Annotated in this window: 18 protein-coding genes; 6 read left to right on the forward strand and 12 right to left on the reverse strand. The window is 35.9% G+C overall.

Features of this window, described 5'->3' with window-relative positions; genetic code table 11:
- Positions 1–272: 272 nt before the first annotated feature.
- Positions 273–1,292 (reverse strand): YeiH family protein, encoded by a 1,020-nt coding sequence (locus tag ACG72T_RS05965; RefSeq protein ID WP_395265248.1) that lies wholly within the window; start codon positions 1,290–1,292, stop codon positions 273–275.
- A gap of 99 nt (positions 1,293–1,391) precedes the next feature.
- On the opposite strand from ACG72T_RS05965, the gene ACG72T_RS05970 reads away from it, so the two are divergent.
- Positions 1,392–2,270, forward strand: coding sequence for a LysR substrate-binding domain-containing protein (locus tag ACG72T_RS05970; protein WP_395265249.1), 879 nt, complete (start codon positions 1,392–1,394; stop codon positions 2,268–2,270).
- Here ACG72T_RS05970 and ACG72T_RS05975 read toward each other — a convergent pair.
- The gene (locus tag ACG72T_RS05975; protein ID WP_395265250.1) at positions 2,235–3,146 is read right to left on the reverse strand and encodes a prenyltransferase; all 912 of its coding nucleotides are present in this window, start codon (positions 3,144–3,146) and stop codon (positions 2,235–2,237) included. The genes ACG72T_RS05970 and ACG72T_RS05975 overlap by 36 nt on opposite strands.
- A 72-nt stretch (positions 3,147–3,218) precedes the next feature.
- Positions 3,219–3,803, reverse strand: a complete 585-nt coding sequence (locus tag ACG72T_RS05980) for a peptidylprolyl isomerase (RefSeq protein ID WP_395265252.1) — start codon at positions 3,801–3,803, stop codon at positions 3,219–3,221.
- 130 nt (positions 3,804–3,933) lie between these two features.
- On the opposite strand from ACG72T_RS05980, the gene ACG72T_RS05985 reads away from it, so the two are divergent.
- The 5 genes from ACG72T_RS05985 (at position 3,934) to ACG72T_RS06005 (ending at position 11,185) form a co-directional block, all read left to right on the forward strand.
- Entirely contained in the window at positions 3,934–4,299 is a 366-nt protein-coding gene (locus ACG72T_RS05985) for a DUF2200 domain-containing protein (protein WP_395265254.1), read from the forward strand.
- A gap of 49 nt (positions 4,300–4,348) precedes the next feature.
- On the forward strand, positions 4,349–5,209 hold the full coding sequence (locus tag ACG72T_RS05990; protein ID WP_395265256.1) for a mechanosensitive ion channel family protein: 861 nt from the start codon (positions 4,349–4,351) through the stop codon (positions 5,207–5,209).
- Between the two features lie 84 nt (positions 5,210–5,293).
- Positions 5,294–6,703, forward strand: a complete 1,410-nt coding sequence (locus tag ACG72T_RS05995) for a C69 family dipeptidase (protein WP_395265258.1) — start codon at positions 5,294–5,296, stop codon at positions 6,701–6,703.
- A gap of 133 nt (positions 6,704–6,836) precedes the next feature.
- Positions 6,837–8,018, forward strand: a complete 1,182-nt coding sequence (locus ACG72T_RS06000) for an exonuclease SbcCD subunit D (protein WP_395265259.1) — start codon at positions 6,837–6,839, stop codon at positions 8,016–8,018.
- Positions 8,018–11,185 (forward strand): AAA family ATPase, encoded by a 3,168-nt coding sequence (locus ACG72T_RS06005; RefSeq protein WP_395265260.1) that lies wholly within the window; start codon positions 8,018–8,020, stop codon positions 11,183–11,185. Before ACG72T_RS06000 ends, ACG72T_RS06005 begins: the two co-directional genes overlap by 1 nt.
- Positions 11,186–11,381: 196 nt before the next feature.
- Here the strand turns inward: ACG72T_RS06005 and ACG72T_RS06010 are convergent, their stop codons facing one another.
- The 9 genes from ACG72T_RS06010 to ACG72T_RS06050 all read right to left on the reverse strand — a co-directional run bounded on the left by ACG72T_RS06010 (position 11,382) and on the right by ACG72T_RS06050 (position 24,691).
- Positions 11,382–14,141, reverse strand: a complete 2,760-nt coding sequence (locus tag ACG72T_RS06010; RefSeq protein ID WP_395265261.1) for a sigma 54-interacting transcriptional regulator — start codon at positions 14,139–14,141, stop codon at positions 11,382–11,384.
- A 79-nt stretch (positions 14,142–14,220) separates the two neighbouring features.
- Positions 14,221–15,192, reverse strand: a complete 972-nt coding sequence (locus ACG72T_RS06015) for an SIS domain-containing protein (protein WP_395265262.1) — start codon at positions 15,190–15,192, stop codon at positions 14,221–14,223.
- Positions 15,193–15,302: 110 nt separating this feature from the next.
- Positions 15,303–16,145 (reverse strand): PTS system mannose/fructose/sorbose family transporter subunit IID, encoded by an 843-nt coding sequence (locus ACG72T_RS06020; protein WP_395265264.1) that lies wholly within the window; start codon positions 16,143–16,145, stop codon positions 15,303–15,305.
- Between the two features lie 15 nt (positions 16,146–16,160).
- Positions 16,161–16,928: a PTS mannose/fructose/sorbose/N-acetylgalactosamine transporter subunit IIC gene (locus ACG72T_RS06025; RefSeq protein ID WP_395265265.1), complete on the reverse strand. Its 768-nt coding sequence runs from the start codon at positions 16,926–16,928 to the stop codon at positions 16,161–16,163.
- A 17-nt stretch (positions 16,929–16,945) separates the two neighbouring features.
- Positions 16,946–17,416: a PTS sugar transporter subunit IIB gene (locus tag ACG72T_RS06030; protein WP_395265429.1), complete on the reverse strand. Its 471-nt coding sequence runs from the start codon at positions 17,414–17,416 to the stop codon at positions 16,946–16,948.
- Positions 17,400–17,825, reverse strand: a complete 426-nt coding sequence (locus ACG72T_RS06035) for a PTS sugar transporter subunit IIA (protein WP_395265266.1) — start codon at positions 17,823–17,825, stop codon at positions 17,400–17,402. The genes ACG72T_RS06030 and ACG72T_RS06035 overlap by 17 nt, the downstream gene beginning before the upstream one ends.
- Positions 17,826–18,201: 376 nt before the next feature.
- Positions 18,202–21,378 (reverse strand): carbamoyl-phosphate synthase large subunit, encoded by a 3,177-nt coding sequence (gene carB, locus ACG72T_RS06040; RefSeq protein ID WP_395265267.1) that lies wholly within the window; start codon positions 21,376–21,378, stop codon positions 18,202–18,204.
- A 15-nt stretch (positions 21,379–21,393) separates the two neighbouring features.
- On the reverse strand, positions 21,394–22,452 hold the full coding sequence (locus ACG72T_RS06045) for a carbamoyl phosphate synthase small subunit (protein WP_395265268.1): 1,059 nt from the start codon (positions 22,450–22,452) through the stop codon (positions 21,394–21,396).
- A 547-nt stretch (positions 22,453–22,999) separates the two neighbouring features.
- On the reverse strand, positions 23,000–24,691 hold the full coding sequence (locus ACG72T_RS06050) for a hypothetical protein (RefSeq protein WP_395265269.1): 1,692 nt from the start codon (positions 24,689–24,691) through the stop codon (positions 23,000–23,002).
- Positions 24,692–24,886 lie beyond the last annotated feature (195 nt).

The raw sequence follows: 24,886 nt of genomic DNA on the forward strand, positions 1-24,886 counted from the left end.
TTCAAACCGTTGACACCGTTGCTCTGTCGCAACAACAGGTAATATATTACCGTTAAAGATAAGCCGATGCAAGTACTTTTTGTAATTTTTTTCAATTTATTTGACACAATTGAATCATATTCGAGTTTCTTCCTATTAGATACCCAAAAACAAAATCTTATCGGTTAACTTTATTGCTTAATACTATAGCACGTTTTTTGACCAATAACAGTCCAAATTGTAAAAAAAAAACGTCCATTTGACTTTGACATGGCTATCAAATGGACATCCTTTTAAAAGAAGCTTTTACTGATCACGATCGTAAACCCTAATAAAACTACCGAAGATAAAGTTGCAGCAATAACTGCATTCTTGCCACTGCTTAAAAAGGCTTTGAAATTGACACTCATACCTAGTGCTGCCATTGCCATTCCTAAAACAATATAAGCTAACTTGACTAACCCGTTTAATACCTGACTTGGCATAGGTATAAATGTTCCAATAATACTTGCCAATATGAAGCCGGCCATAAACCAAGGAATCGGCAACTTACCTTTTTCACCATCAGTAGCGACATCTTGTTTCTGATACCAGATACCGATAATCAAAGCAGCTGGCGCTAACAATAGAACACGTGAAAGTTTAGTAATGATAGCGGCGCTTAAACTAACTGATCCACCTGCTCCACCAGTAGCAATCGCGTGGGCTATTTCATGTAATGAACCACCGGCCATTACACCAAACTGTGTTCCCGACATATGTAGAACTGGCTTAAGTGCAATCTCAATCAGTGTAAAGACTGTTCCTAAAATAGCAACGATGGCGACTGCTAAAACTTCATCATTGTGTTTAGCACTTTGCTCTTCAGGAGCAACTTTAATCTGCGGTGAAATTCCCATAACCGCTGCTGCCCCACAAATACCTGTCCCACTGGCAGTTAAGATTGCCAATCGTTTGCTGACACCCAACTTACGAGCAATGTTATAAGTTAACGTGATAACCCCAGTTACGATAACCATTGCCAACAAGATTGTTTTAATTCCCGCGTGGGCTAAATCAATTAAATTCAATTTAAATCCTAATAGAATAATACCTAAGCGCAAAAACTTATTGGAAATAAATCCGATACCGATCTCAGCTTGCTTAACTAAAGGCCGATACAGCTGAAACATCATCCCTAAAATCAGAGAGATCACCAAAGCGCCAACAATAGTTAAATATGGCAGTCCCCCTAGTATTGTTCCCAAAATAGAACAAATCAATGTCATTGCGAAAGCATAATAAAAACTCTTTTCGAAAAATTTCGTGTACATACAGTTCCCTCCATCTGTTAGATGATAATATAGAAACTATATAAGTAAAAATTAGTATTTCTTTCTAACTCATAAGCTAAATTTATGGAGGGCTCAAAAATGCTAGATAAACGTTATCAAACTTTGATTGTATTAGTCGAAAATAAGTCCTTTACCAAAACTGCCAAGCGATTATTCATCACCCAACCGGCCGTCTCACAACAGATTGCTTCATTGGAAAGTGAACTTAATTTTCCAATCGTTATCAGGACACATCATCAGATTGAAATAACCTCCGCTGGTTTAGAACTAGCCAAATTTGCCAAAAAAATCACCTTTGAAAGTCAAAAACTAATCGCATCACTCCAACAAGCTTCCCATAGTTTCAAAATGGGGTGTACTCTATCACTCAGCGCCACTCTTTTACCACAATTTTTACATCATCTATCCAGTAAAACTAGTGTGGTAGCTACGAGGATCAATAATACTGAGCATATCTTGCAAGACATCCGTAATGGGAAAGTTGACTTTGGATTAGTCGAGGGAAATTTCAATAAAGACGAATTTGACTCCTTTTTCTTGCAACAAGAGAACTTTATTTGCGTCTCGCATCAAGAAATACCGGCAGATACCATCGAAGGCCTATTCACAACCCCACTTTTGATTCGAGAAAAAGGCTCAGGTAGTCGGCAAATTTTAGAAAACTGGCTAGGCACCCAAAATCTCCATCTCTCTGATTTTGAAAAGACGCTGGAGATTGCTAGTCCCTCAACAATTATCGAACTATTGAAGAGCAATATCGGGATAAGTTTTATGTACGAATCATTAGTCAAAATAGATTTAAAAGCCGGCAGACTAAAAAAACTAAGCCTTCCAGGATTCAATATCGAACATCCTATCAACTTAGTTTTTGTTAAAAATTCATACTTTAAAGATACTTATAAAAGAATCATTAACTCTTTTTTAGAACAGACTGATCAAACCACCAATCAAAACTGAAATCATTAAAATCTGAGCATTCTTTACCGAATTTACAAAGGTTACGACTTTATTCGGACGTTTGACGAACTTAATACTATTAATGATCACTAATGGCATAGTCAAGACAATCGCAATCAAGCTATAAAGTGGTAAATATCCCAATATTACCGAAGCAATGACAGCTACATACCCTAAAACATAGCAGACGATCCACATCAATAATGAATTCTTTTGTCCAATATAGGCCACAATCGTATGACGCCCAACTTTTTCATCTTCATTGGCATCAGAAATATTATTTGCCAACATAATATTACTGATTGCAAAAACAGCTACTAGTGACACTAGGGCTGTTTTGATAATAAAGTTCCATTCGAAGGCCTCACTGCCAGCCAAATTGACGTAAACCGCAAGCAAAGAAATATTATAGCCCATCGTTAGCCCAGAAACGACTTCACCAAAGGGACTATATGAAATTGACTTCAACCCGCCTGAGTAAAAATAGCCAATCAAAAAACTCAAAATCCCAATAATTAAGACGAAAACTCCCGTTCTAAAAACTAAATAAAATCCAATAATTGCTGAAATAAGAGTTAATACTATCGCCACAGTTTTAGCATGTCTAGGTGTAATTTGGCGCACGTTTAAAATATTATTAACGCTGTTTTTAAAAATCTGCGGTTGACTCTGATATTTGTAATAATCAACGATCGTATTGTGAACATTGACCGCCAAGTGAAAAGCCACTACAGCAACAAATAGCAAGATACTGGGGCCGATTTGAAACTGATGGTAATACAAAGCAGCAAACATCATCCCCAATAAAGCCGGCATTACAGAAGTAACAACCGAATAAACTCGCGTCAGAATAAAGAATTCTTTCACACTTTTCATAAGATATCTCTTTTCCCTAAATTTGAGGTAAAAAAACGTGAACTAACTTCAAAAAGTAGCTCACGTTTTATTTTACTTATTAATTTCAACTGATTCCATAATAATGTCTTCTTTAGGCTTATCGTTGCCATCACGTTTTGCTCGAGCGATCTCACGGACGACATCCATCCCTTCGATCACTTGACCAAAGACAGTGTGACGATGATCAAGCCAAGGAGTTCCGCCATTCTTATAAGCAGCGACGATTTCTTCTGGATAATTAGCTGCAGCCATTTCCTTGAGCATGCGTTTTGGCATGTTTTGATTTGAAACGATGAAGAATTGACTGCCATTAGTATTAGGACCAGCATTGGCCATTGAAAGAGCACCATCTAAATTGAATAACTGGTCAGTAAATTCATCTTCAAAACTATCGCCATAAATACTTTCGCCACCCATACCTGTACCAGTAGGATCGCCACCTTGAATCATAAAATCAGGAATTACACGGTGAAAAATAATTCCATTGTAATAGCCTTTTTTTGCTAATTCGACAAAATTTTTAACAGTCTTTGGAACTAGCTCATCAAAGAGTTGAATCTTGATATCTCCGTGATTTGTTTTGATTGTTGCTACACTACCAGTAGCATTATCTAAATCTAATTGTGGGTATGCCATTTTTAAATTCCCTTCTATTAATTAACGATTAAACTACTTTACCATATTTGACTCATAAGCCAAACGTTTATACATCTTAATTATCACTCATTTTGGTAAACTATGGGTAAAAGAATTTCGGAGGGTAAAAATGGGCAGAAAAAGTATCAGTCAGATGGAATTCAACGATATTTATCCACTCTATATTCAAAAAGCACAGCGTAAAGGACACTCCCAAGATGAAGTCGATCAAATCATCTTTTGGCTAACTGGATACGACAAAAATTCACTAGCTGAACAAATTGCTAAAAATATTACTTTAGCTGTCTTTTTCAATGAAGCTCCTCACTTCAATGAAAATGCTGCTTTAATCACAGGAACTATTTGTGGAGTAAAAGTGGAAGAGATAACCGACCCGCTAACTCAAAAAATCCGCTATTTGGATAAATTGATCGATGAATTAGCTCGTAATAAAGCAATTAATAAAATCTTACGTACCGATACTAAGGCCCACTAATTATTGTGAGGGGCCTTTTTTATATGATAGGATTATTTCAGTATCTTTTTTGAAAGGAATCATAATCTTGCAATTATCTCTCAATATCAATTCACTCCTCAAAAACCTTTTCCAAAGAGTCGACTGGGAAAAATTTCTCCAAAATATTGCCGGAACCGTCTTCCAATTGGTTTTACTGACAATCGTCCTGTTACTGATCAACTGGATCGGTAAAAAAATCATTCGGCATATCTTCAAAACTGGCTTGAGAAATACCAAAGCCTCCATCTCCCCTAAGAAACTAGATACCATATACACCATTGTGCTCAACATCTTTAAATATGTCCTACTGTTCTTCTGGATCTACGCTATCTTATCAGCTATTGGCATCCCCGTTGGTACTCTAATTGCTGGTGCCGGAATTTTTTCTTTGGCTATTGGACTTGGCGCTCAAGGATTCGTTTCAGATATGGTCAACGGTTTCTTTATCTTGTTGGAACAACAAATCAGTGTCGGCGATACAATCAAGATCAATAATATCGAAGGCCGGGTAACCTACGTAGGTATCCGAACTACACAAATTCAAAGCGTTGATGGCACTTTAAACTACATCCCTAATCGGAGTATCACCGTTGTCAGCAACAAATCACGCAATAACATGCAAGCACTAGTTGAAATTCCCATCAGCAGTACTGCCCCCTTTGATGAAATTACGAAGATTATCGAAGATATCAACCGCAATTTAGATTTAACTGAACTGCAAATTACTAAAGCGCCAGCAATCTTAGGATTTTCTAATCAAAATGATGGTACTTTGACTATCCAAGTTGCCACATATACTAAGCCCGGTGCCCAGTTTAAAGCCAAAAATGTTCTTTTAGAAAAATACTTGACTGCCATCCAAAACGCTCAAATCAATTTACCGAAATAGCTTTTATTCTGCTAGCTCCATTTGGCTAACCTGATTAGAAAAGTTATAATCAAAGTATCAAAACTAATAAAGGAGCTCTATATCATGGAAAAGCGTATTAAAGGTTCATGTACTTCAATTCTAGTTGGTAAAAAGGCCTCAATTGATGGCTCAACTATTATTTCTCGTAACGACGATGGTCACGAAGCTCTAGACCCTCAACGTTTCGTCGTGGTAAATCCTGAAGATCAGCCTAAGAGTTATACTTCAGTCATCAGTAAAGTAAAAGTTGACTTACCAGATGAACCACTTCGTTATACTTCAATCCCTAATTCTATTTTAACTAACGGTATCTGGCCTGCAGCTGGTATCAATAGCAAAAATGTTGCTATGTCAGCCACAGAAACCATCACTACTAATTCACGTGTCTTAGGATTAGATCCATTCGTCGAAGGCGGACTAGGTGAAGAAGATCTTGTTACTGTCGTCCTTCCATATATCAGCAGTGCCCGCGAAGGTGTTAAAAGATTAGGCTCACTTTTGAAAAAATATGGTACCTACGAACCAAATGGTATTTCATTTGCTGACAACGAAGAAGTTTGGTGGCTTGAAACTATTGGCGGACACCATTGGGCAGCCGTTCGTATCCCTGATGACGCCTATGTTGTAGCTCCTAACCGCATGAACATCGATCAGTTCGACTTTGATTCTGACGATACACTCTGTTCAGACGATTTAAAAGCTATGATCGACGACAACAATTTGAACCCTGACTTCAACCAATATAACTTGAGACATATTTTTGGTAGTTCATCTATTAAAGATACTGTTTACAACAATCCACGTGCTTGGTACGGTCAAAAGTTCTTCAGCCCTGATGACACTCCAGAAGATCCAATGGATCAAGACTTGCCATTTATCTGTCATGCCAATCGCAAGATTTCCATTGAAGATGTTAAGTTCGTTTTAGGTTCACACTTTGAAAATACGAAGTACGACGTCTATGGTGATGGTACTGAGGCAGAAAAGAAACTCTTCCGTCCTATCGGTATCAACCGGAACCACAATGTTCACATTCTTCAAATCAGAAATAATGTTCCTGCTGAAATTGCTGGTATCCACTGGTTGGCCTACGGTGCTAACACTTTCAACACAGTCGTTCCATTCTACAGTAATGTCAAAGACACACCGGCTGAATATAAGAATGCCACAGGTAAATTTGATCTTAACAACATGTACTGGCTAAGTTGTACCACTGCTTTACTTGGTGATACTGATTATGACTTATACGTTGATATGAGAAATGATTATGAACTCGAAGCAATGAGTGCCTATCGCAAGATTCAAAATGATACTGATGCCGATATTAAAGACCAAAAGAAAGTTAAGAAGTATTTGGAAGATGCTAATCAAAAATTGGCTACAACAGCTTTCGAATTACAAACTAAACTGTTGGGAGACATGGTTATCATGGGCTCTGAACATATGAAATTGCGTTACAACTTGAACGACTAATTAAAAAAAAGACTTGGACTTTTGTCCCAGTCTTTTTTTTGTTGCTTTTACGAACATACGTTCTAAAATAATGATATACTTCATTTTAAGAAAGCTACTTCTGCTACAATTAGAGCAAATGGGGGAATTGTTAATGAAACTATTACATACAGCCGACTGGCATATCGGTCGCACTTTAAATGGATATTCACTTTTGGACGAACAAGAACATGCTTTTAAACAAATTTTGCAAATTGCTTTAGATGAAAAAGTCGATGGCGTAGTTATCGCTGGTGATATTTATGATCGTGCCGTTCCTAATCCCGAGGCCGTAACTGCTTTGGACAAAATGTTACGTGAGATCAATTTAGTACATCATCTACCAATCTATGCTATCTCCGGAAATCATGACAGTGCCAAACGTCTAAACTACGGGCGTGAGTGGATGGAATATACTAACTTTCATTTGAATACCTTAATTGAAGAAGCTTTTCATCCCATCGAGACTGCTGACAGCCAAATTTTTCTGTTGCCTTTCTTTGATCCCATTGATGCTAGAGCCTATTACCATCAACAAAACTTGCCTGATGATAAAGTTAAAGCAATCACCACCATTGGTGCAGCTATGCAATTGATTATCAGTGATATGGTTAAATTATTTACTCCAGGAAAAAAGCACCTCTTAGTAACTCACTTTGCTGTCACACCCAACTCTGATGATGAATTGGACTTAACTAGTGAAACAACTTCCAAAGTCGGTGGCCTAGCAACTTTAACCACCGATCAATTTAAAAACTTCGATTATGTGATGTTGGGACATATTCATACTCACTTTGCTTCTCCAAGTGAAACCATCAGATACTCCGGTAGTCCTGTTAAATTCAATGTTAAAGAAGCTAAGCAGCAAAATAAGGGCGTTGATATTGTTGAAATCACTGATTCAAAAATCACTCATCAATTCAAATCGCTCTCACCTAAAACTGATTTAATTGCCATAAAAGAAGATTGGCAGACACTCTGCGACAAGGACTTTTTAGCTACTCAACCGATCAATAAGGCCTGGTTTGCGATTACGATTAAGAACTTTGACCGCAGCGAACACGTACAGACCAATGTCCGAGCAGAATTGCAAAAACGCTATGGAACGATTGTTGAATTAGACTATCAAATAGACCAACAACAAGACGATCTGCAAACAATTTCTACAAACTTAAATGAAGCTAGTCCAGAAGAAACCGTTGATAATTTCTATAAGAGCATTACCGGTAATGACCTGTCTAACCCGCAAAAACAATTAGTGGAAAATATCTTTAATGAAGTGGAGAGAGAAAAATAATGAAACCTATTTATTTAGAGATCGATAATTTTGGACCCCATGCTCACTCGACCATCGATTTTCGTAAACTAGACGAATCACCCATCTTCCTAATCGGCGGCGATACCGGAGCTGGTAAATCGACTATTTTTGATGCCATGACTTACGCACTCTTCAATACCACCACCAGTGATCGGGATGCTAAAGAGATGCGGAGTCAATTTGCTGGGGATAAAGATGTCACCAAGGTCATTTTCTACTTTGAACAAAATGGAAAAATTTACAAAGTGGAACGGACACCAGAGCAATATCTCGCTAAAAAAGTTGGTTCCGGAACCACCAAGAAAAATCCCACTGCCAACTTATCGGTTGTCGAGGATGTTAATCAAGTTGAAATAGAAAGTATCGCCTCTAAACCAGTTGACGTTGGCCATGCCATTACTGAAATCTTGAACTTGAGTGCTGATCAGTTCAAAAAGATCATCTTATTACCACAAAATGACTTCTCTGAATTTTTGAAATCAAATACTGATGAAAAGGAAAAAATCCTCAAAAAAATCTTTGGCACACAACTTTTTACCGACTTCGTTGCTAAACTAAAGGATCACTACCTCGAAGCCAATCAAAAATCAGCTGAGTTCAACAATGAATTGAAATCACAAATTGAATCCCCTGTCTGGTCGGAAACTGAACAAGATGAATTAAGTTCCCTACCTAACGACCAATTGGAATCAGCCTTAAAAAGGTATACCGCTGCTCGGAAAGAACATTTAGCAACGACTCAAGCTTTCGAGAAAAAAGTTGATAATGACTGGCAAAATGCTGACAAAAAATATCATGATGCCAAAATCACTAATACCAATTTCGACAAGTTAGCTGAATCAGAACAAGAATACCAAACTAATATTACTCAACAAGCTACTGCCATCAAAGATAAAAAAGATCATGTCATTGAATTAACTTGGGCCCAAGGCTTGCAAGATATTGTCCGTGATCTTGATCGAACTAAACAAGAAACTCAAGAAACTACTCAAAGCAAGCAGACAACCACCAAAGCGTTAAAGGACGCTCAGTCGGAATTGCAACAGGTTAAAGAGAACTTCGAACAGCTAAATTCTCAAACTAAAGAATACGACAAGAAAAACCAACAAGCCCAAAAATTAGATGTGACTATTGCTCAAGTTCGTGACGTAGAAAAAATCAAATCGGAAATAACTCGACTTGCCCCTCAAATAAAACAAGCTCAGCAAAAACATGCTGAACAGGTGACTGCTGTAGAGGCCACTAAGCAAAAAATTACTACTAAACAAACAGAGGCCATCGATACCACTCAATTAACTGACAAAAAAGATCAACTAACGCATGAACGTGAAAAATTAATTGAAATTTTAACTCCATTAGAAAACAAACGCGATTCCGCAATTTCCGAAACACAGAAATTGCAAGAGAAGTTAAAGAAACTCACTGCTGAAGCGGAGAAAAAACAAGCCACACTTGATAAAGCTAAGGCTAACTATCAAGAGAAAATTAAAACTCGACAGACTTTAATGATTGCCCAACTTCGTCAAGAACTTGAAGATGGTGAGGCTTGTGCCGTTTGTGGTTCAACTGAACATCCCTACGCCAATCAAAAAATAACAGCCAACGAAACTGAATTACGCCAATCTATGGATGAAGTTGATAATTCACAGAAAACTTACGCTGCCGCTGATAATGCTGTTAAAGAAGCCAATCAGACTTTAGACGAATTATCAGAAGAATTTAGTCAAAAACAAGCAGAATCAGTTACCGCCTTACGAAATTTATCCTCAAAATATAACGAACTTCTCGAAACTATTGAGATTGACCTACCAGTTGAATTCGACCTAGATAAAATCAAGCAACAATTCCAAACTAAGTTGGAAACCATCGATCAAAAAATCAAGACTGCTCAAAAATTAGCTCAAGAAATCAAAAACTTACAACAAGAGCTACAAGACCTTCAAACTAAATCGGTCACTGCTAATACCGAGTTAGAACGATTAACCGCTCAAAAAGACACACGTCAAAAAGACTTAGACGAAAAGCTTCAACAATTGGACGATCCTGAAGTGACAAGTGATGCACTGGCTAAACAACAACAAGTTCTAAAAAAAGCCTATAACGACTTCCAAGTTCAACTTAAAGATACTCAAAGTTCACTCAATACCGCCGAAAGAGTTGCCAGCAACAAGCAAACTCAGTTGAAGGATATCGAAGTACGCTTGAATAAAGAGCAAACTACCATCGATACATTAACTAAAGAACTAGAAGCTTCATTAAACGCCACTTCGGCTAAGACCCATGAGCTAGCTATCTTACAAGAGTGGATTGCAGAATTGGCTGATGACAACTTAAGCCATTTGCAAAGTAGTATTGCCAGTTACAATAAAGAAAAAGAACTATTAACCAAAAATATTCAACAGCTTAAACAGACACTCACCGGCTTAACTAAACCGAATATCGAGGAATTAAAGCAGAAAGCTACTGATTTACAAATTCAAAAAAATACTGCGATCGCTCAATTGACCAAAGCCGAAACTAATTTCAATAACGCTCAAGCAGGCTATCAAAAAGTCCAAAAAATCATGCAAGAACAAGGAAATTTTGCCAAAGAATTGGCCGGAATCACTAGCCTTTACAATATTGTGAGTGGTAAAGATGGTAATGATAGCAAATTAAAGCTTGAAACTTATGTTGTCCAAAACTATCTAAGAACTATCCTTTCCTATGCCAATCAAACCTTTTTAAATCGTCTTTCACATAACCGTTACTCTTTCGTAATTTCTGAAGAAGCACGAAACAAGCAACGTGATCATGGTCTGGATATTAATGTCTATGATCGAGAGACTAATGCTATTCGCTCGTCGGACACTTTATCAGGTGGTGAAACTTTCATTGCTGCCTTATCAATCGCTTTATCGCTAAGTGAAGTCGTCCAATCTTCAGCCAACGGCGTCCAAATAGATGCCCTCTTTGTCGACGAAGGCTTCGGTTCCTTAGACGACGAAACCCTTTCTGAAGCCATGGCAGCCTTAGAGGACATCGGTCAAAATCGGATTGTTGGTGTAATCAGTCACATCGAATCAATGAAACAGAGTATCGGCCAACAATTACTCGTCAAAAAACTTGGCGATGGTAAGAGTAAAATTGAATTAATCAATAAGTAAGCAACATAAATAGCACCCCTCTCACAAAAAGGGATGCTATTTTTGTATCACTATAAAGAATTAACGCTGATGAAACGTTTTTCCAAAACTCTGACAAGAAAATCGCATGTTACTTATCGCCAAAACGAATATTGAATCTTAATTATGGCCTTTTGGTTATTACACTTTATTGGGCTCAAGTAGTCATATATTTGAGTCAATCATCTCCCAAAATTATTTCCATAACTAATCTAATTTCTTCATCGTTTACTTTCACATTATAATGTTCCTCTATTGGTATCATTGCTTGGTGAATTAAATCAAACATCTTTTGATGAGAAGCAATAAAATTGTTCAAATCTATTTGTACATCAACCTTCTCATTTCTAACTAAACGTTCAACCATTCCTGATTCGTGAATTATTAACAATACTCTTTTATTAGTTTCAAATTCTTTATTCAATAATTTTTCCATTTTAGAAACTGTCTTGTCTGCAATTTTTATTAAACTATTAGGATCGAGTATCGTTATACTGGAGATCATCCGTTTCATTGTAAAATTCATTAGTAATTCATTTTTCAATTCAGAATAATCAATAGACTTAGTATTACTTAATATCCGTATCAATTGATCAATATGTTCCCCTGACAAAAGACCATCTAATGATAAATATGGTATCCCTCCAATATTAGGGTTAGCCGTCCCCACAATTGCAATAACATCATACAGTTCAAATGGTAATTCATTCTGTTTATTCTTTGACAATTTATTAAAATCATAGGGCAATACTTCGATATCAACATTGAATTTTTTTAAAGTATTTTTTATTATTTCTTGAATTTGAACAGCGCTGCCTAAACCAGAGTGACAACAAGTAATTATGGCCTTTTTTTGCTTTTTGTGAGGTAAAAGTAGCTCACTGCTGACTATATTATTCTCATCAACGCTGCTTCTAATATCACTCAATCCCTTATTCTGAAGGATCAAAGTTCCAACATTTAAGACAAGTGGAGTTGATACGTGATCAATCATTAAAATTGGAACATTTAATTTTTCATTAATACTATTTCCAATTTGTTTAAGGGATCCCATATCTATTAATAGAATTAATCCTTTATCAATATTAACCGTATTAACATAATCAACCAATTTAGTTTCAATATCCTTACTCGTTGTATCAATTGGCATATCAATTGATTGGAAAATATTGTTCTTTAAAATTCTATTGGCGACATTTGCCAAGCTACTGGCAGTTGAATATCCATGTGCAACTACTACTGCATGTAAAAAGCGATTTGAACTATTGCTTTTATTTTTTGAGACATATAAAGTAACCATCAAAATATCTTCCTCTAAGATATCCCTTTCCATTTTATTAGAAAGTAACAATAGTATTTTAGAGGCGATTTGATATGATTGATTAAAATTACGCTGTAATTCATTCATAATTTGACCCTTATTATGATTCCATATTTCATTCTCATTTAAAACTGATTGCAAATTCTTGGATCTTAGTAATGTGGCTATAGCTAAAATTTGATTTCCATCTTTAGGGTAACCATAACTTGATTCCATAAAATCAAATACTGACTTTATTTGATATATGAGAAATTCATATTCCGAGTCATTGTGACTTTTATATTTAGTATTAAATAGTATGCTATCAAACAGCATATCTACGTTTTTATTTATATGATTTAAGAACTGTTGTTTATTCATCCTGTTATTTAAATAGTTCCAAAAATGATCGATCGTATCTCCATAAAGACTTTTCATAATACTAATTATTTGATTTGAATGGTGCGGCAATTTTCCATTTTGATAATCATAATTTACGTTATCAGCAGACTCGCTTTCAAAGCCTTTATAGTTCAGTAAATTCTGATAATAATTGGCGGGAATATTAGACAAATTAATTTTTATATTTGATAAATTACCTGACTTCGCATAAGCATTTCCACTCGAGTATTTGATGATATTTTTTAATTTCCCAATGTTGCCTTCCATATCGGCAGAGGCTAATACATTGATTAATTGATTAGAAACACTTAGTTTTTTCTTTAATACCCTACTTTCATTCATAAAAAAATAATCAATAAGTTGCACTTTTTCATTTTGTGGTCTTGCACTGAAACTAGGAATATTAATTATAACTGGTATACGTCTAACAAACGTGGGCAAAAAAGTCGAATCCAATTTCTCGGTTGTAGCAAATATTAATCTAACGTTTGCTTTGTGCTTAATACTATCATTTCCAATTGGAGAATACATACCTGTATCCATAAACGAAAATAGCTTTTCCTGTCCACTTTGAGTTAATCTGTGAACTTCATCTAAAAAAAGAATCCCTCCATCAGCATTTTCTATCAATCCTGGAGTATCTTGGTAAGCTCCAGTAAAGGCACCTTTTGTGTATCCAAATAATATACTAGATAATAGTTCAGGATTATTAAAATATTGAGCACAATTTAGAGATTGAAACTTAGCTGATTTACCGACTAAATTCTTTTGTAAACAATAATCATATATTTTACGAGCTAAAAAAGTTTTCCCAGATCCACTAGGTCCCATCAACATTATAGGTAATCCTTTTCCAGGGTATAGAGTTGCAGTTTTTATCTCTTCAATCTGATTGATTAAACTTCCATCTGACCCAATCACGCCTCTAAAAATATCCCCATTATCTACTGAATGCTTCCTAGCGGAATCTAACAAGGAATCAATGTTATCATAATTTAACTCGACATTTTTAAAGTAATCTTTTAATACCTTAACTGATATATATTTAACCGGATGCGTTTGAATCTTAGCAAAAACGCCTCGATCATAGCCAGCATTTAAGTATCGACTAACCGTGCTTCGAGACAATTTGATTTTTTGTGAAATACTATACGTCTCCAATATTTTAAAGTTACGATCGTCTAAAGCATTCTTTGAAATTTTATCTAAATATTTTTCAATTTTATTCTCTGGCATATGGACCTCCTAATTAAATAATATATGCACAAAAACGGGTTGACAGTATTGTCAATCCGCTTTGAACTTCTAAGAATAATTAGTATTCCAGTTTCCACATATAACGACGTTTTGTTAATGGATGGTTTCTGGCAATTGCTAATTCCTCAGCATAGACACGCATTACCCCTGTTATTAGCATTGGGTTCAAATAATCTATCACATTATCTGATGCAATTGAAGCTAAACCATAATCCTTTGCGTCAATAGTAGTTACCTTGGCATCAAATCTTTGTAGGAAAGTTAAGGCACGTGCATCCAAATGACGTGTAGGTCCGTCATTCATAAACAATAAATATGGGACATCTTTCTCTGTCATTTCAAATGGGCCATGGAAATATTCACCTGAATTTAATGTTGGAGCTGCAATCCATTGCATTTCCATAAACAAGAAACTAGCTGTGGAATAAGCAACGTCGTATGTTGCACCACTGGACAATACATAAATTAATTTGTCATTCTTATATTTTTCCGCAAAAATCTTAGCTGATGGTGTTACTGATTTAACAGATTCATTGATTAAATTATCAATCTTACCCAATGCATCCATCATTTCATCATAATGTTCATATTTTTCACTAGCTTGGAGAATTTCAACTGCCAAGATTAAAACATTCTTCATCTTAGCTGTCTTAGCTGCATAACTCTCATGGAATCCATGGACAATTACGAATTCTGCGGCTTCAGTTAATGGAGATCCTTCTGAATTTGTAACTGAGATTACATGTGCACCTGCTTTACTTGCAACTTTAGTTGCTTCCACTGATTCTGGTGTTGTACCACCAAGAGAAGCAACAATGACAATGGAAGTTTTACCTAATGATGCTGGAGTATCATAATTAAATTCGTTTGCTGTTGAAAGACTGACTCTAAGTTTCTTGGCGTTCTTTTCCAAGAAATACTTTGCTGGGTACAAGTCTGCCATTGAAGCGCCACAACCGACAAACATTACATTTTCAATATTTGATTCTTCCTTAAAAATTTTAGCTACGATTTCTTTTGGTGATAACATAATAAAATTCCTCCTAGTTTTTGTACTGTTTGATTTTGCAATTGACCTGTTAATTTCATTCCTCTAGCTTGAATCAAACATAAATTATTCTTCCTCTCTCAATTTGCTTTTTATGCTTTAAGAATTCCTAGAACGCTTGCTACAACACCACCGATAATACAAATGGCTAAAATCCATCCTGTTTTAACTTTCTTTTGAATCAACCAATACATGAGCATTGTCAAACCGATCGGAATCATTTTAGGCATTATCGTATTCAATGTTGACTGCAATTTAAAAGTTGTACCCATATGCAATGGAGTTGTTAATGGGATCATACTTGCTACCATAGAGCCAATTACCATTAATCCAACTACACCAGCTATAAACATGACTCTGTCCATAGCACCTTCAGAATTTAATTTGGCTAAAAATTGATTACCGGCCGTGTAACCCCACTTTGCTCCATACCAAGTCACTAACCATGCTGGTACTAAACAAATAAGCAAAGCCAGAATTGGTCCTAAAATATTACCTTTTTGAGCAAAATTTATACCTAGTCCAAATGCTAAAACTTTAATTGTTCCTTGAAAAAATGAGTCACCAATACCTGACAATGGACCCATCAAACTTGATTTAACAGCAGCAATTGACTCAGGATCAAAATCATCAGGGTTCTTTGCCAATTGCTCTTCCATTGGTGCAGAAAGTCCTAAAACAAAAGCAGAGGTTTGTGGCGTACAGTTATAAAAAGCTAAGTGTCTCTTATACGCTGCTTTCTTTTTATCAATGTCTTTAGGATCTTTGTATATCCGATTCAAAGTTGGTGCTATTCCATACAAAAAGCCTAAATTCATTTGACGCTCGTAGTTCCATGAAGCTTGAATAGCCCATGAGCGCCAGAAGAATTGCCAATATTTTTTATTATTTTCTTTCTTAACAGCTACGTCTTTTATAACTTTATCATCTGACATAAATTTACCTTCTTTCTATAGGGAATCTAATGAGTCGTCATTTGAAGATGGTTTGTTTTTATAAATGATTTGATCCAATATAATTGCTATAAGTATTGCGAATAGAGCTACACCTGTAACACTAGTACTTGCATACGCCGTAATTAAAAATCCTATAAAAAAGTAAGGTGCCATTTTTTTAGAGAGCATCGTTGAGAGTAACAATGCAAAACCATATGCAGGAAGTACAGCACTGGCAACAGTCAATCCGTTCGTTAACCAATCTGGGATGACTGCCACGATACTTTTAACTAGTCCAGTTCCAAAATAAATTGCTATAAAAATTGGAATAAAGTAACTTATTGCATAAAGTCCAAGTCCCCAAATAATGTGTAAATTTGTCACTGATTTGAATTTACCCTTATCAATATATTTATTTGCCATAACATTAAAAGATGACATTCCCATTCTTATAACGATTCCTAACATCTGTCCTAAGACGGCAATAGGGATGGCAATCGTTAAGGCCGTTTGAGCTGAAGCACCAGATAAGATTGAAAATGCTGAAGCTATAATAGATCCCATAGCCATATCTGGTGGTGCGGCAGCACCAACATTAACTAATCCAAGAGAGATTAATTCTAGTGTCGCACCAACCATTAACCCCTTTGTTACATCACCCAGTGCGATACCGACTAACGTACTGGCTATCAATGGCTGTTCAACATTTAGTCTTCCAAATAGTCGTGAATCCCAAACAACGATAATACCAATAATTCCTAATATCAGCGCTTTATATAACATTGCTTTCACTCCCTACTTTATATTTTGTCGTTCAATGGTTCTCTTTTAGTTGTTGGAATTTGTTGCATGTATAAAACTATTCCCATATCACTAAGTTTCTTTGAGTTCTCAATATCTTTATCGGTTAGAGAAATAGTATTGCTGAATTTTTTTGAACCTTCTTTTTCTGGAATCCCTCCATAATTTATTTCTTTTACATCCTTATATTCTTTAATAAATGCCAGTGTTGAATCTGTATTCCCAAAAATTAACATGACTCTTTCCGGTAATTTTTTTATTTTCGGAATGTTTTTAATCGCAGTATCTACAGAGAAAATATTCAATTTCACACCGGTCGGTTTCGATAAACTCAAAAACATCTTTTTGAATTCGTCATTAGCAGCAGTATCATCAATAACGATTATTCTTTCGATACCTTCTGACTTAGTCCAGGAAAAAATAACTTGTCCGTGTAATAAACGGTGATCTATTCTACAAAACTTGATCATCTTCACTCATCCTCTTTTCTACTAATAATTTTTTTACATTTGCTAATGCATTTTTACTTTCATCAATAATTTCCGCCAGTTCTTTATCTGATAATTTATCAGTTGTACTTAATTTTAATTGTAATTGCATTGCCAAAGGTAAATTCATTCCAGTAACTAATTTGACATTATTGTTATTTTCTAATAGTTGCATCATTTCGTTGTTAACACTTCCACCTAACAAATCAGTCAAAATAATAAACTGCTCTTTTTCCGTTTCCACCATTTTTTTTACTTTTTCAATTTCATCAGTACTTCCATTTACATATGCTGCAAATGCAAGAACATTTTTATCATCCCCAATAATCATGTTTAATGTTTGCTTCATTCCTACCGCCATATTACTATGACTGATTAATACAACTTTCATAACATCACTTCCTGTTTATCCTTACACTCTTATATAAGCAATTAGCGTGCCAATTTCGCAAAACGCTGATCTAATGGCTTCATTTGACTCACGTACACACTTTACACAGTTACAAGTTAATTTTTTTGCACACATTCTATGCTAAAGTTGTGAGCTTTCCATCAAAACAAAAAACACCTTATAACCTTTAATAAAATAGCTGAGGTGCGGCAACACTCCGCCACAAGTACTATTTTATTTCTGTCATTCGTTATATATTTCTAATAACTATAGAAAAAGCAATCAAAGTGGTTTTGCTTAATTATCTATGTTTACAATTGAACAATTACAACAGCACAAAAAAAGCACCCCATAAAGGGATGCTATTTTTGTATCACTATAAAGAATTAACGCTGATGAAACGTTTTTCCAAAACTTTAACAATGGCGTTAGCCGTATCAAGGGAAGTATAAAGTGGTACTGAATTCAAAATCGCATTTTGACGAATAATGTATCCATCTGATTGATTACCACGACTCTCACCCAAGGTATTGATCAATAACTGAATCTTATTATTACTCAAGTAATAAATAATATCTTTTTCTGACTTGCCAACTGTTGGAACTACTTTGGCGGCAATTCCTTGTTTATTCAAATATGCGGCTGTTCCTTTCGTGGCCAAGATCTGGAAACCAACTTCATGGAAGCGGCGGGCTAAAACACTGGCTTCTTGTTTATCATTATCATTGACTGTGATCAAGACATTCCCAGCTTCTTTAATATGCTGATTAGTAGCTTCAAAAGCTTTGTACAGAGCTTCCGTATAATTCAAACCAGTTCCCATGACTTCACCATTGGACTTCATCTCTGGTCCCAAAGCACTGTCGACATTATTCAGTTTATTGAAAGAGAATGTTGGTGCTTTGACATGTATCAAACGTGATTCTGGTTCCAAACCTGGCTCTAATCCTAGACTATTGAAATCTGCTCCTAAGATCAGTTTGGTAGCGATCCTTGCCATTTGAATACCGGTAACTTTACTCAAGAATGGCACTGTTCGGCTGGCACGGGGGTTGACCTCGATTACATATGCTTGATTGTCGTGAATAACAAATTGAACGTTCATAATCCCAATACATTTTAGTTCTTTTGCCAATAGTTTAGCGTACTTAACAATTTGGCCTTGAACTTCATCAGAAATATTCTGTGGTGGATAAACAGCCATCGAATCTCCAGAATGGACTCCTGATCTTTCAATATGTTCAATAATTCCTGGTAGTAAAACATTCTCGCCATCGCTTAAGGCATCAATTTCACACTCACGTCCTGTCAAATAAGTATCAATTAAGACCGGATGATCATTAGAAACATGAACTGCCTCTGTCATATACTTATTCAATTCTTCATCGGAACGAACAATTTCCATAGCACGTCCACCCAAAACGTAGCTAGGACGAATCAAGACTGGATAACCGATCTTGTGAGCCACTGAAATAGCTTCAGCTTGAGATGTGGCAGTTCCACCAGCAGGTTGAGGAATAGCTAATTTTTTAATAATTTGATCAAATAAGTCACGGTCTTCTGCACGGTTGATATCTGCAACTTGTGTACCCAAAATCTTAATTCCACTGTCTTCAAGTGGTTGAGCCAAATTGACAGAGGTTTGACCACCAAATTGCACGATAGCTCCGATTGGCTTTTCAATATCAGAAACATTCAAGACATCTTCCAAAGTCAAAGGTTCAAAGTACAATTTATCTGCTACTGAGTAATCAGTTGACACTGTTTCAGGGTTATTGTTGATAACAATGGCTTTGTAACCCATTTGTTGAACTGCTTGAACACAATGAACCGTTGAATAATCGAACTCAATTCCTTGTCCAATTCGGATAGGACCTGAACCAAGAATCAAGACTGACTTTTCAGACATTTGAGCTGATTCGTTTTCAGTTTCGTAAGTACTGTAGAAGTAAGGTGCAGTCGCTTCAAATTCACCAGCACAAGTATCGACGGTTTTATAAGTTGGCAAAATATTACTTTGCAGACGGAAATGGCGAATAATGTCTTCATCGAGATTATTCAATCGAGCAATCGTCTTATCAGAGTAGCCTAATTTTTTAGCCTCCAAAACGATATCTTTGTCCAAAGTTCCATTGGTCAAAACCTTCTCATAAGCAACGATATTTTTGATTTTGGCTAAAAAGAATGGATTAATCGCCGTTAATTGTTTGATAGTTTCATAGGAAACATTGCGCCGCAACAATTCTGCCAAATAGAATAATCGATCATCTGTTGGTGTTTTGACGTATTCTTCCAACTCTTCCAATGATTTTTCACTAAGGGAATCCATAATCAGATCACTCTGGTCGATTTCCAAAGAACGAACGGCTTTTTGAAGAGCCTCCTCGATATTTCTACCTAAGGCCATGACTTCACCAGTAGCTTTCATCTGTGTTCCAATGGTGCGATCAGCTTTTGAAAATTTATCAAATGGCCAACGAGGGATTTTGCAAACAACATAATCCAATGCGGGTTCAAACTGAGCAAAAGTTTTCCCAGTGATGGGGTTGATAATTTCATCAAGAGTTAAGCCAACAGCAATCTTTGCGGCAATTTTGGCAATCGGATAACCTGTAGCTTTGGAAGCTAATGCGGACGAACGGCTAACCCGGGGATTAACTTCAATAATGAAATAGTCGCTGGTCTTAGTATCGATTGCTAATTGAACGTTACAGCCGCCTTCGATTTTCAAAGCTCGAATAATTTTCAATGAAACATCACGTAATTTTTGAACCTCATCGTCAGTTAAAGTTTGAATTGGTGAAATAACCATTGAATCACCGGTATGAATCCCTACAGGATCAATATTTTCCATATTGCAGACGGCTAAAGCATTATCCGCACTGTCTCGCATAACTTCAAATTCAATTTCCTTGTAACCAGCAATACTTTGTTCAATTAAAACTTCTGTCGATGGTGAAGCTTTTAACCCACGTTCAACGATTTCTTCCAATTCTTGATAATCATGAGCAACTCCACCACCAGTTCCACCCATGGTAAAAGCTGGTCGGATTATTACTGGAAAGCCAATCTCATCTACAAACTTCTTTGCTACTTTGTAACTGTGAGCCGACTGTGAAGCAGGAACTGGTTCATGTAATTGATTCATCAATTCCTTAAATTCTTCTCGGTCTTCGGCTTGATTGATGGTATTTAACTTTGTCCCAATGATTTCAATATCTAGTTGGTCCAATATACCGGCTTCCTGAAGTTGGACCGCCATATTCAAGCCCGTTTGACCACCTAAAGTAGGAATAATAGCATCAGGATGTTCTTTAACAAGTACTTTTTCCACAAACTCTAAGGTGATTGGTTCAATATACACTTTGTCAGCGATATGTTTATCCGTCATGATCGTAGCCGGATTGGAATTTATCAAGACTGTTTCATAGCCTTCTTCTTTTAAAGCTAAACAAGCTTGGGTACCAGAATAATCAAATTCGGCAGCTTGACCAATAATAATTGGACCCGAACCGATAATCATAATTTTTTTAAGATCTGTTCTCTTTGGCAATGTATTTTCCTCCAACTATTTATTGATCATGTTCCAGAATTTATTAAACAAGAAGTCTGCATCGTGAGGACCTGGCTTAGCATCTGGGTGGAACTGAACAGAAAAGGCATCGTATTTCGTATGCTCAACTCCTTCAACAGTTTGATCATTCAATTCAACTTGAGTGATCTTCAAATCCGTTTGTGCAACTGAATCTTTGTCAACTGCATAACCATGATTTTGAGAAGTAAAGTAAATTCGGCCAGTTGCTAAATCTTTCACCGGATGATTAAAACCGCGATGACCAAACTTCATCTTAAAAGTTTTGGCACCATTAGCGAGGCAAAGTAATTGATGACCCATACAAATTCCAAACACCGGATAACGTTTCTCGAGTTCAACGATTGCAGGCAAAATATCTTCGTGATCAGTCGGATCTCCAGGTCCATTACTTAACAAGATTCCATCTGGTTTTAAGTTTTCAATTTCTTTAACTGAAGTATTCCCTGGAACGATCGTAACTTTTAAAGACCGCTTGGTTAATTCAGAGATGATACTTTCCTTGTATCCAAAATCGAGGACTACTACATGCTTACCACTACCTGGAATCGCTCTTTTTTCAGTCGCAATACTTTTATCAAGCTGTGGGCCGTCTACTGTCCAATCGGCAATTCCATCTACCAAGCCGGAATTAAGTTCGTCAACAATGGCGGCTTTGATGGCACCCATCTTTCTGATTTTCAAAGTAATGGCTCGCGTATCAATTCGGGCAATCCCTGGAATATTTTCTTGTTTCAGGTATTCATCCAAGGTCATTTCACTCTGATAATTACCGACCACGTCGCTAACTTCCCGAGCCAAAACTCCTTTAATAGTCGGCGTAACCGATTCATTAAACTTCTTTGCAATTCCATAATTACCAATCATTGGAGCACAGAAATTAATGATTTGTCCATTGTAAGACTGGTCAGTGATGGCTTCTTGATAGCCACTCATGCCGGTGGTAAAAACTAGTTCACCAATTGTTTCAGTATCAGCTCCAAATGCCGTACCTTCAAAGTAAGTTCCATCTTCAAAAACTAAATATCTTTTCATGTTTGTCCTCCGAATTGAGAAATTTGAGTAAATAAAAAGAGATGCTGGTGAGCATCCCTAGAGTTTTCGTCTGATTAGATTGAACTAGACTGAACCTTTGGGACCTCTCTGGATCCGTTTAAAAATTCAGAATTATGGTTAAAAAATCCCGCAGAATCTTTTAGCCGATGATATTAAAAAAACTTTCTTTGCCAGTTGGCAGAGAAAGTTTGCTTTAGAAGTCTATTCTTCATAAGTGATTACTTTCTAAATCTCGCTGGACTTAATTAAAAGTTGTTGTACTAATAATACAAATGCAGTGTTGATTCGTCAATAGGATTATTTCCGAACGACGACACTTTTATTAACTTAAAATATTAGTTATTAAATAATTATTTGATAGACAAGTTTTATTTTTATAAAACCACCGTTGTTGGTTATTGGCACTTGAAACAAATTAATGCTTGGATAAAAAAAACTCCGCAATTCTGCTGAAATTTATAATTGTCATTAAGAAATAAATTTTTAACAACTTCAATTCATCTCAAACTCAAGTCAGTTACGCTTTTCAAATAATTATTTCTTCGATCATACGAATACGTTTCTGAATAAAAATATCCAACACGATAAACAACCAACCAAACACCGTTAATATTAATAAACTGATATTTAGTTTCCTACTGCCGTACGAAACAACGATTCGATTATTTTTGCTTTGTTGCTTAATTTTAAATTCAATTGTACCTCTGGCACTCTTCCAAAAATGAACTGTTTTGCCATTAACTGAAACGTTGCTAAAACGATAGCGGATCATTGGCAAGTTGATTACTTCGTTTTTTTTCAATTTGTCAAGATTTATCACATTAGTACCACGATCAGCTTTAGGCGTTTTTCTAACAACTTTGCGATTTATAAATATTTGATGGTCCAATACGGAATACAAATATTTAACGGTTTCTTTTGGTTGATACACATACTGATTGGGTAATGATTCAGGAATCTGATTCTTTTGAATCATTGATTGACTAATTACCTGTTTAGGATCTGAAAGCATCTCACCCTTTATTGCAGTTAAAAAAGAGCCTAACCAAGTAACTAGCATGACTATTCCTAAAATGCTAACCAAACTCCATGAAAAATAATTACTTTTTCTCAAGATAAAGAGCATTACCACTTTTGAACCACTCACTGCAAGAAAGAACGTTGAGAAGATCAACCAGCGATACGGGAATTGAATCACGGATAAGAAGGTATCTTGAAAAAAATGCCATGGAATAATATTAGTCGAGATGACAAAAGTCACCACACCCATTAAATATATTTCTTTATTCAGTCGATCAAACTTCAAAATACATAGCAATCCCAAAATCAATGCCACCAAAACTAATAATCCTGGATTATAAAGTCCATTATCAAAGGCTCGATTGGCATTGCTGACTAGTGTTGCTTGTAAAAAATCTGATAATTTAAGTCCTCTTAAAATTTGTGGATCAGCCTTAGGATATTTCTGGAAGAATTCCTCTATAAGAAATGGTCCAGTGTATAACGACGTTATAAGCACCGTTATAACGATAGATTTACTGACCGCCACAGCCCGCTCTTTGATAGGTTTAATCTTCCAGAGATTTAAGACTAAAAAGGCGATAAAAATCAACAAGGTCATAAACGTCGTCAACACATGAGTTAAAATAATGGCACTAAACCCTATGGCGAACAAATACCACTTACTTGAATCTCGGAAAAATGTTTCATAAAATCCTAAAAAGCATAACGGTAAGAATATGGATGCTATATATTCAGCTAGAGCTGCCCGACTCAATAAGTCAATCAGGCGGTAAGTGCTGAAGTTATAGATCAGGGTAAATAGGATTGCTTGTAAATGCGAGTGGGAAAACTGATACATCGAATAATGGCTGATCAATAATGACACCAAGAAATAAAAGAACAGTGCCATATAATAAGTTGAAATCGGATCATGAACAAATAACGAAACTACCGCAAATGGCAATAAGGTTGCCCAAGGATAGAAGATATTGACTGCATAACTGATTTTTCCAAAATTGATGGTCGAAATTGATGGATACAGGCCTTCTTGTAGAGACTTGCTGATTCCTTGAATCCGTTGAAATTGGTAATAAACATCATCGCCGAACCAGATACTGCCGTTTTTAAAAGTAAAGTACATAATCTCGGCCACAACAAAGTACCCTAATAATAAAATGATGATTTTATTTCTTGATGTGAGTTCAAACTTTTTCATAACTTCCCCGCCTTAAACTTCTCTCTCTCACATTATAGATTAATACTGACTTTTCCAAGCTATAGAAATTAATTTTGAAAAGAAATTTACGTTTCATTACATTAAAGGCGGTTTAATAAATCGAGTTTAAATTAACACTTTTCAAATTTTATAGTTTACTTTTAAAAAAATAATGCTAATATAAGTGTCACAAGA

This window comes from Companilactobacillus sp. FL22-1 (assembly GCF_043951805.1).
Lineage (GTDB): Bacteria > Bacillota > Bacilli > Lactobacillales > Lactobacillaceae > Companilactobacillus.

Excerpts from the sequence above, each read along its gene's own strand:
- ACG72T_RS05965 (WP_395265248.1), bottom strand. The coding sequence starts at position 1,292 with ATGTACACGAAATTTTTCGAAAAGAGTTTTTATTATGCTTTCGCAATG.
- ACG72T_RS05970 (WP_395265249.1), top strand. The coding sequence starts at position 1,392 with ATGCTAGATAAACGTTATCAAACTTTGATTGTATTAGTCGAAAATAAG.
- ACG72T_RS05975 (WP_395265250.1), bottom strand. The coding sequence starts at position 3,146 with ATGAAAAGTGTGAAAGAATTCTTTATTCTGACGCGAGTTTATTCGGTT.
- ACG72T_RS05980 (WP_395265252.1), bottom strand. The coding sequence starts at position 3,803 with ATGGCATACCCACAATTAGATTTAGATAATGCTACTGGTAGTGTAGCA.
- ACG72T_RS05985 (WP_395265254.1), top strand. The coding sequence starts at position 3,934 with ATGGGCAGAAAAAGTATCAGTCAGATGGAATTCAACGATATTTATCCA.
- ACG72T_RS05995 (WP_395265258.1), top strand. The coding sequence starts at position 5,294 with ATGGAAAAGCGTATTAAAGGTTCATGTACTTCAATTCTAGTTGGTAAA.
- ACG72T_RS06000 (WP_395265259.1), top strand. The coding sequence starts at position 6,837 with ATGAAACTATTACATACAGCCGACTGGCATATCGGTCGCACTTTAAAT.
- ACG72T_RS06005 (WP_395265260.1), top strand. The coding sequence starts at position 8,018 with ATGAAACCTATTTATTTAGAGATCGATAATTTTGGACCCCATGCTCAC.
- ACG72T_RS06010 (WP_395265261.1), bottom strand. The coding sequence starts at position 14,141 with ATGCCAGAGAATAAAATTGAAAAATATTTAGATAAAATTTCAAAGAAT.
- ACG72T_RS06015 (WP_395265262.1), bottom strand. The coding sequence starts at position 15,192 with ATGTTATCACCAAAAGAAATCGTAGCTAAAATTTTTAAGGAAGAATCA.
- ACG72T_RS06020 (WP_395265264.1), bottom strand. The coding sequence starts at position 16,145 with ATGTCAGATGATAAAGTTATAAAAGACGTAGCTGTTAAGAAAGAAAAT.
- ACG72T_RS06025 (WP_395265265.1), bottom strand. The coding sequence starts at position 16,928 with ATGTTATATAAAGCGCTGATATTAGGAATTATTGGTATTATCGTTGTT.
- ACG72T_RS06030 (WP_395265429.1), bottom strand. The coding sequence starts at position 17,416 with ATGATCAAGTTTTGTAGAATAGATCACCGTTTATTACACGGACAAGTT.
- ACG72T_RS06035 (WP_395265266.1), bottom strand. The coding sequence starts at position 17,825 with ATGAAAGTTGTATTAATCAGTCATAGTAATATGGCGGTAGGAATGAAG.
- ACG72T_RS06045 (WP_395265268.1), bottom strand. The coding sequence starts at position 22,452 with ATGAAAAGATATTTAGTTTTTGAAGATGGAACTTACTTTGAAGGTACG.
- ACG72T_RS06050 (WP_395265269.1), bottom strand. The coding sequence starts at position 24,691 with ATGAAAAAGTTTGAACTCACATCAAGAAATAAAATCATCATTTTATTA.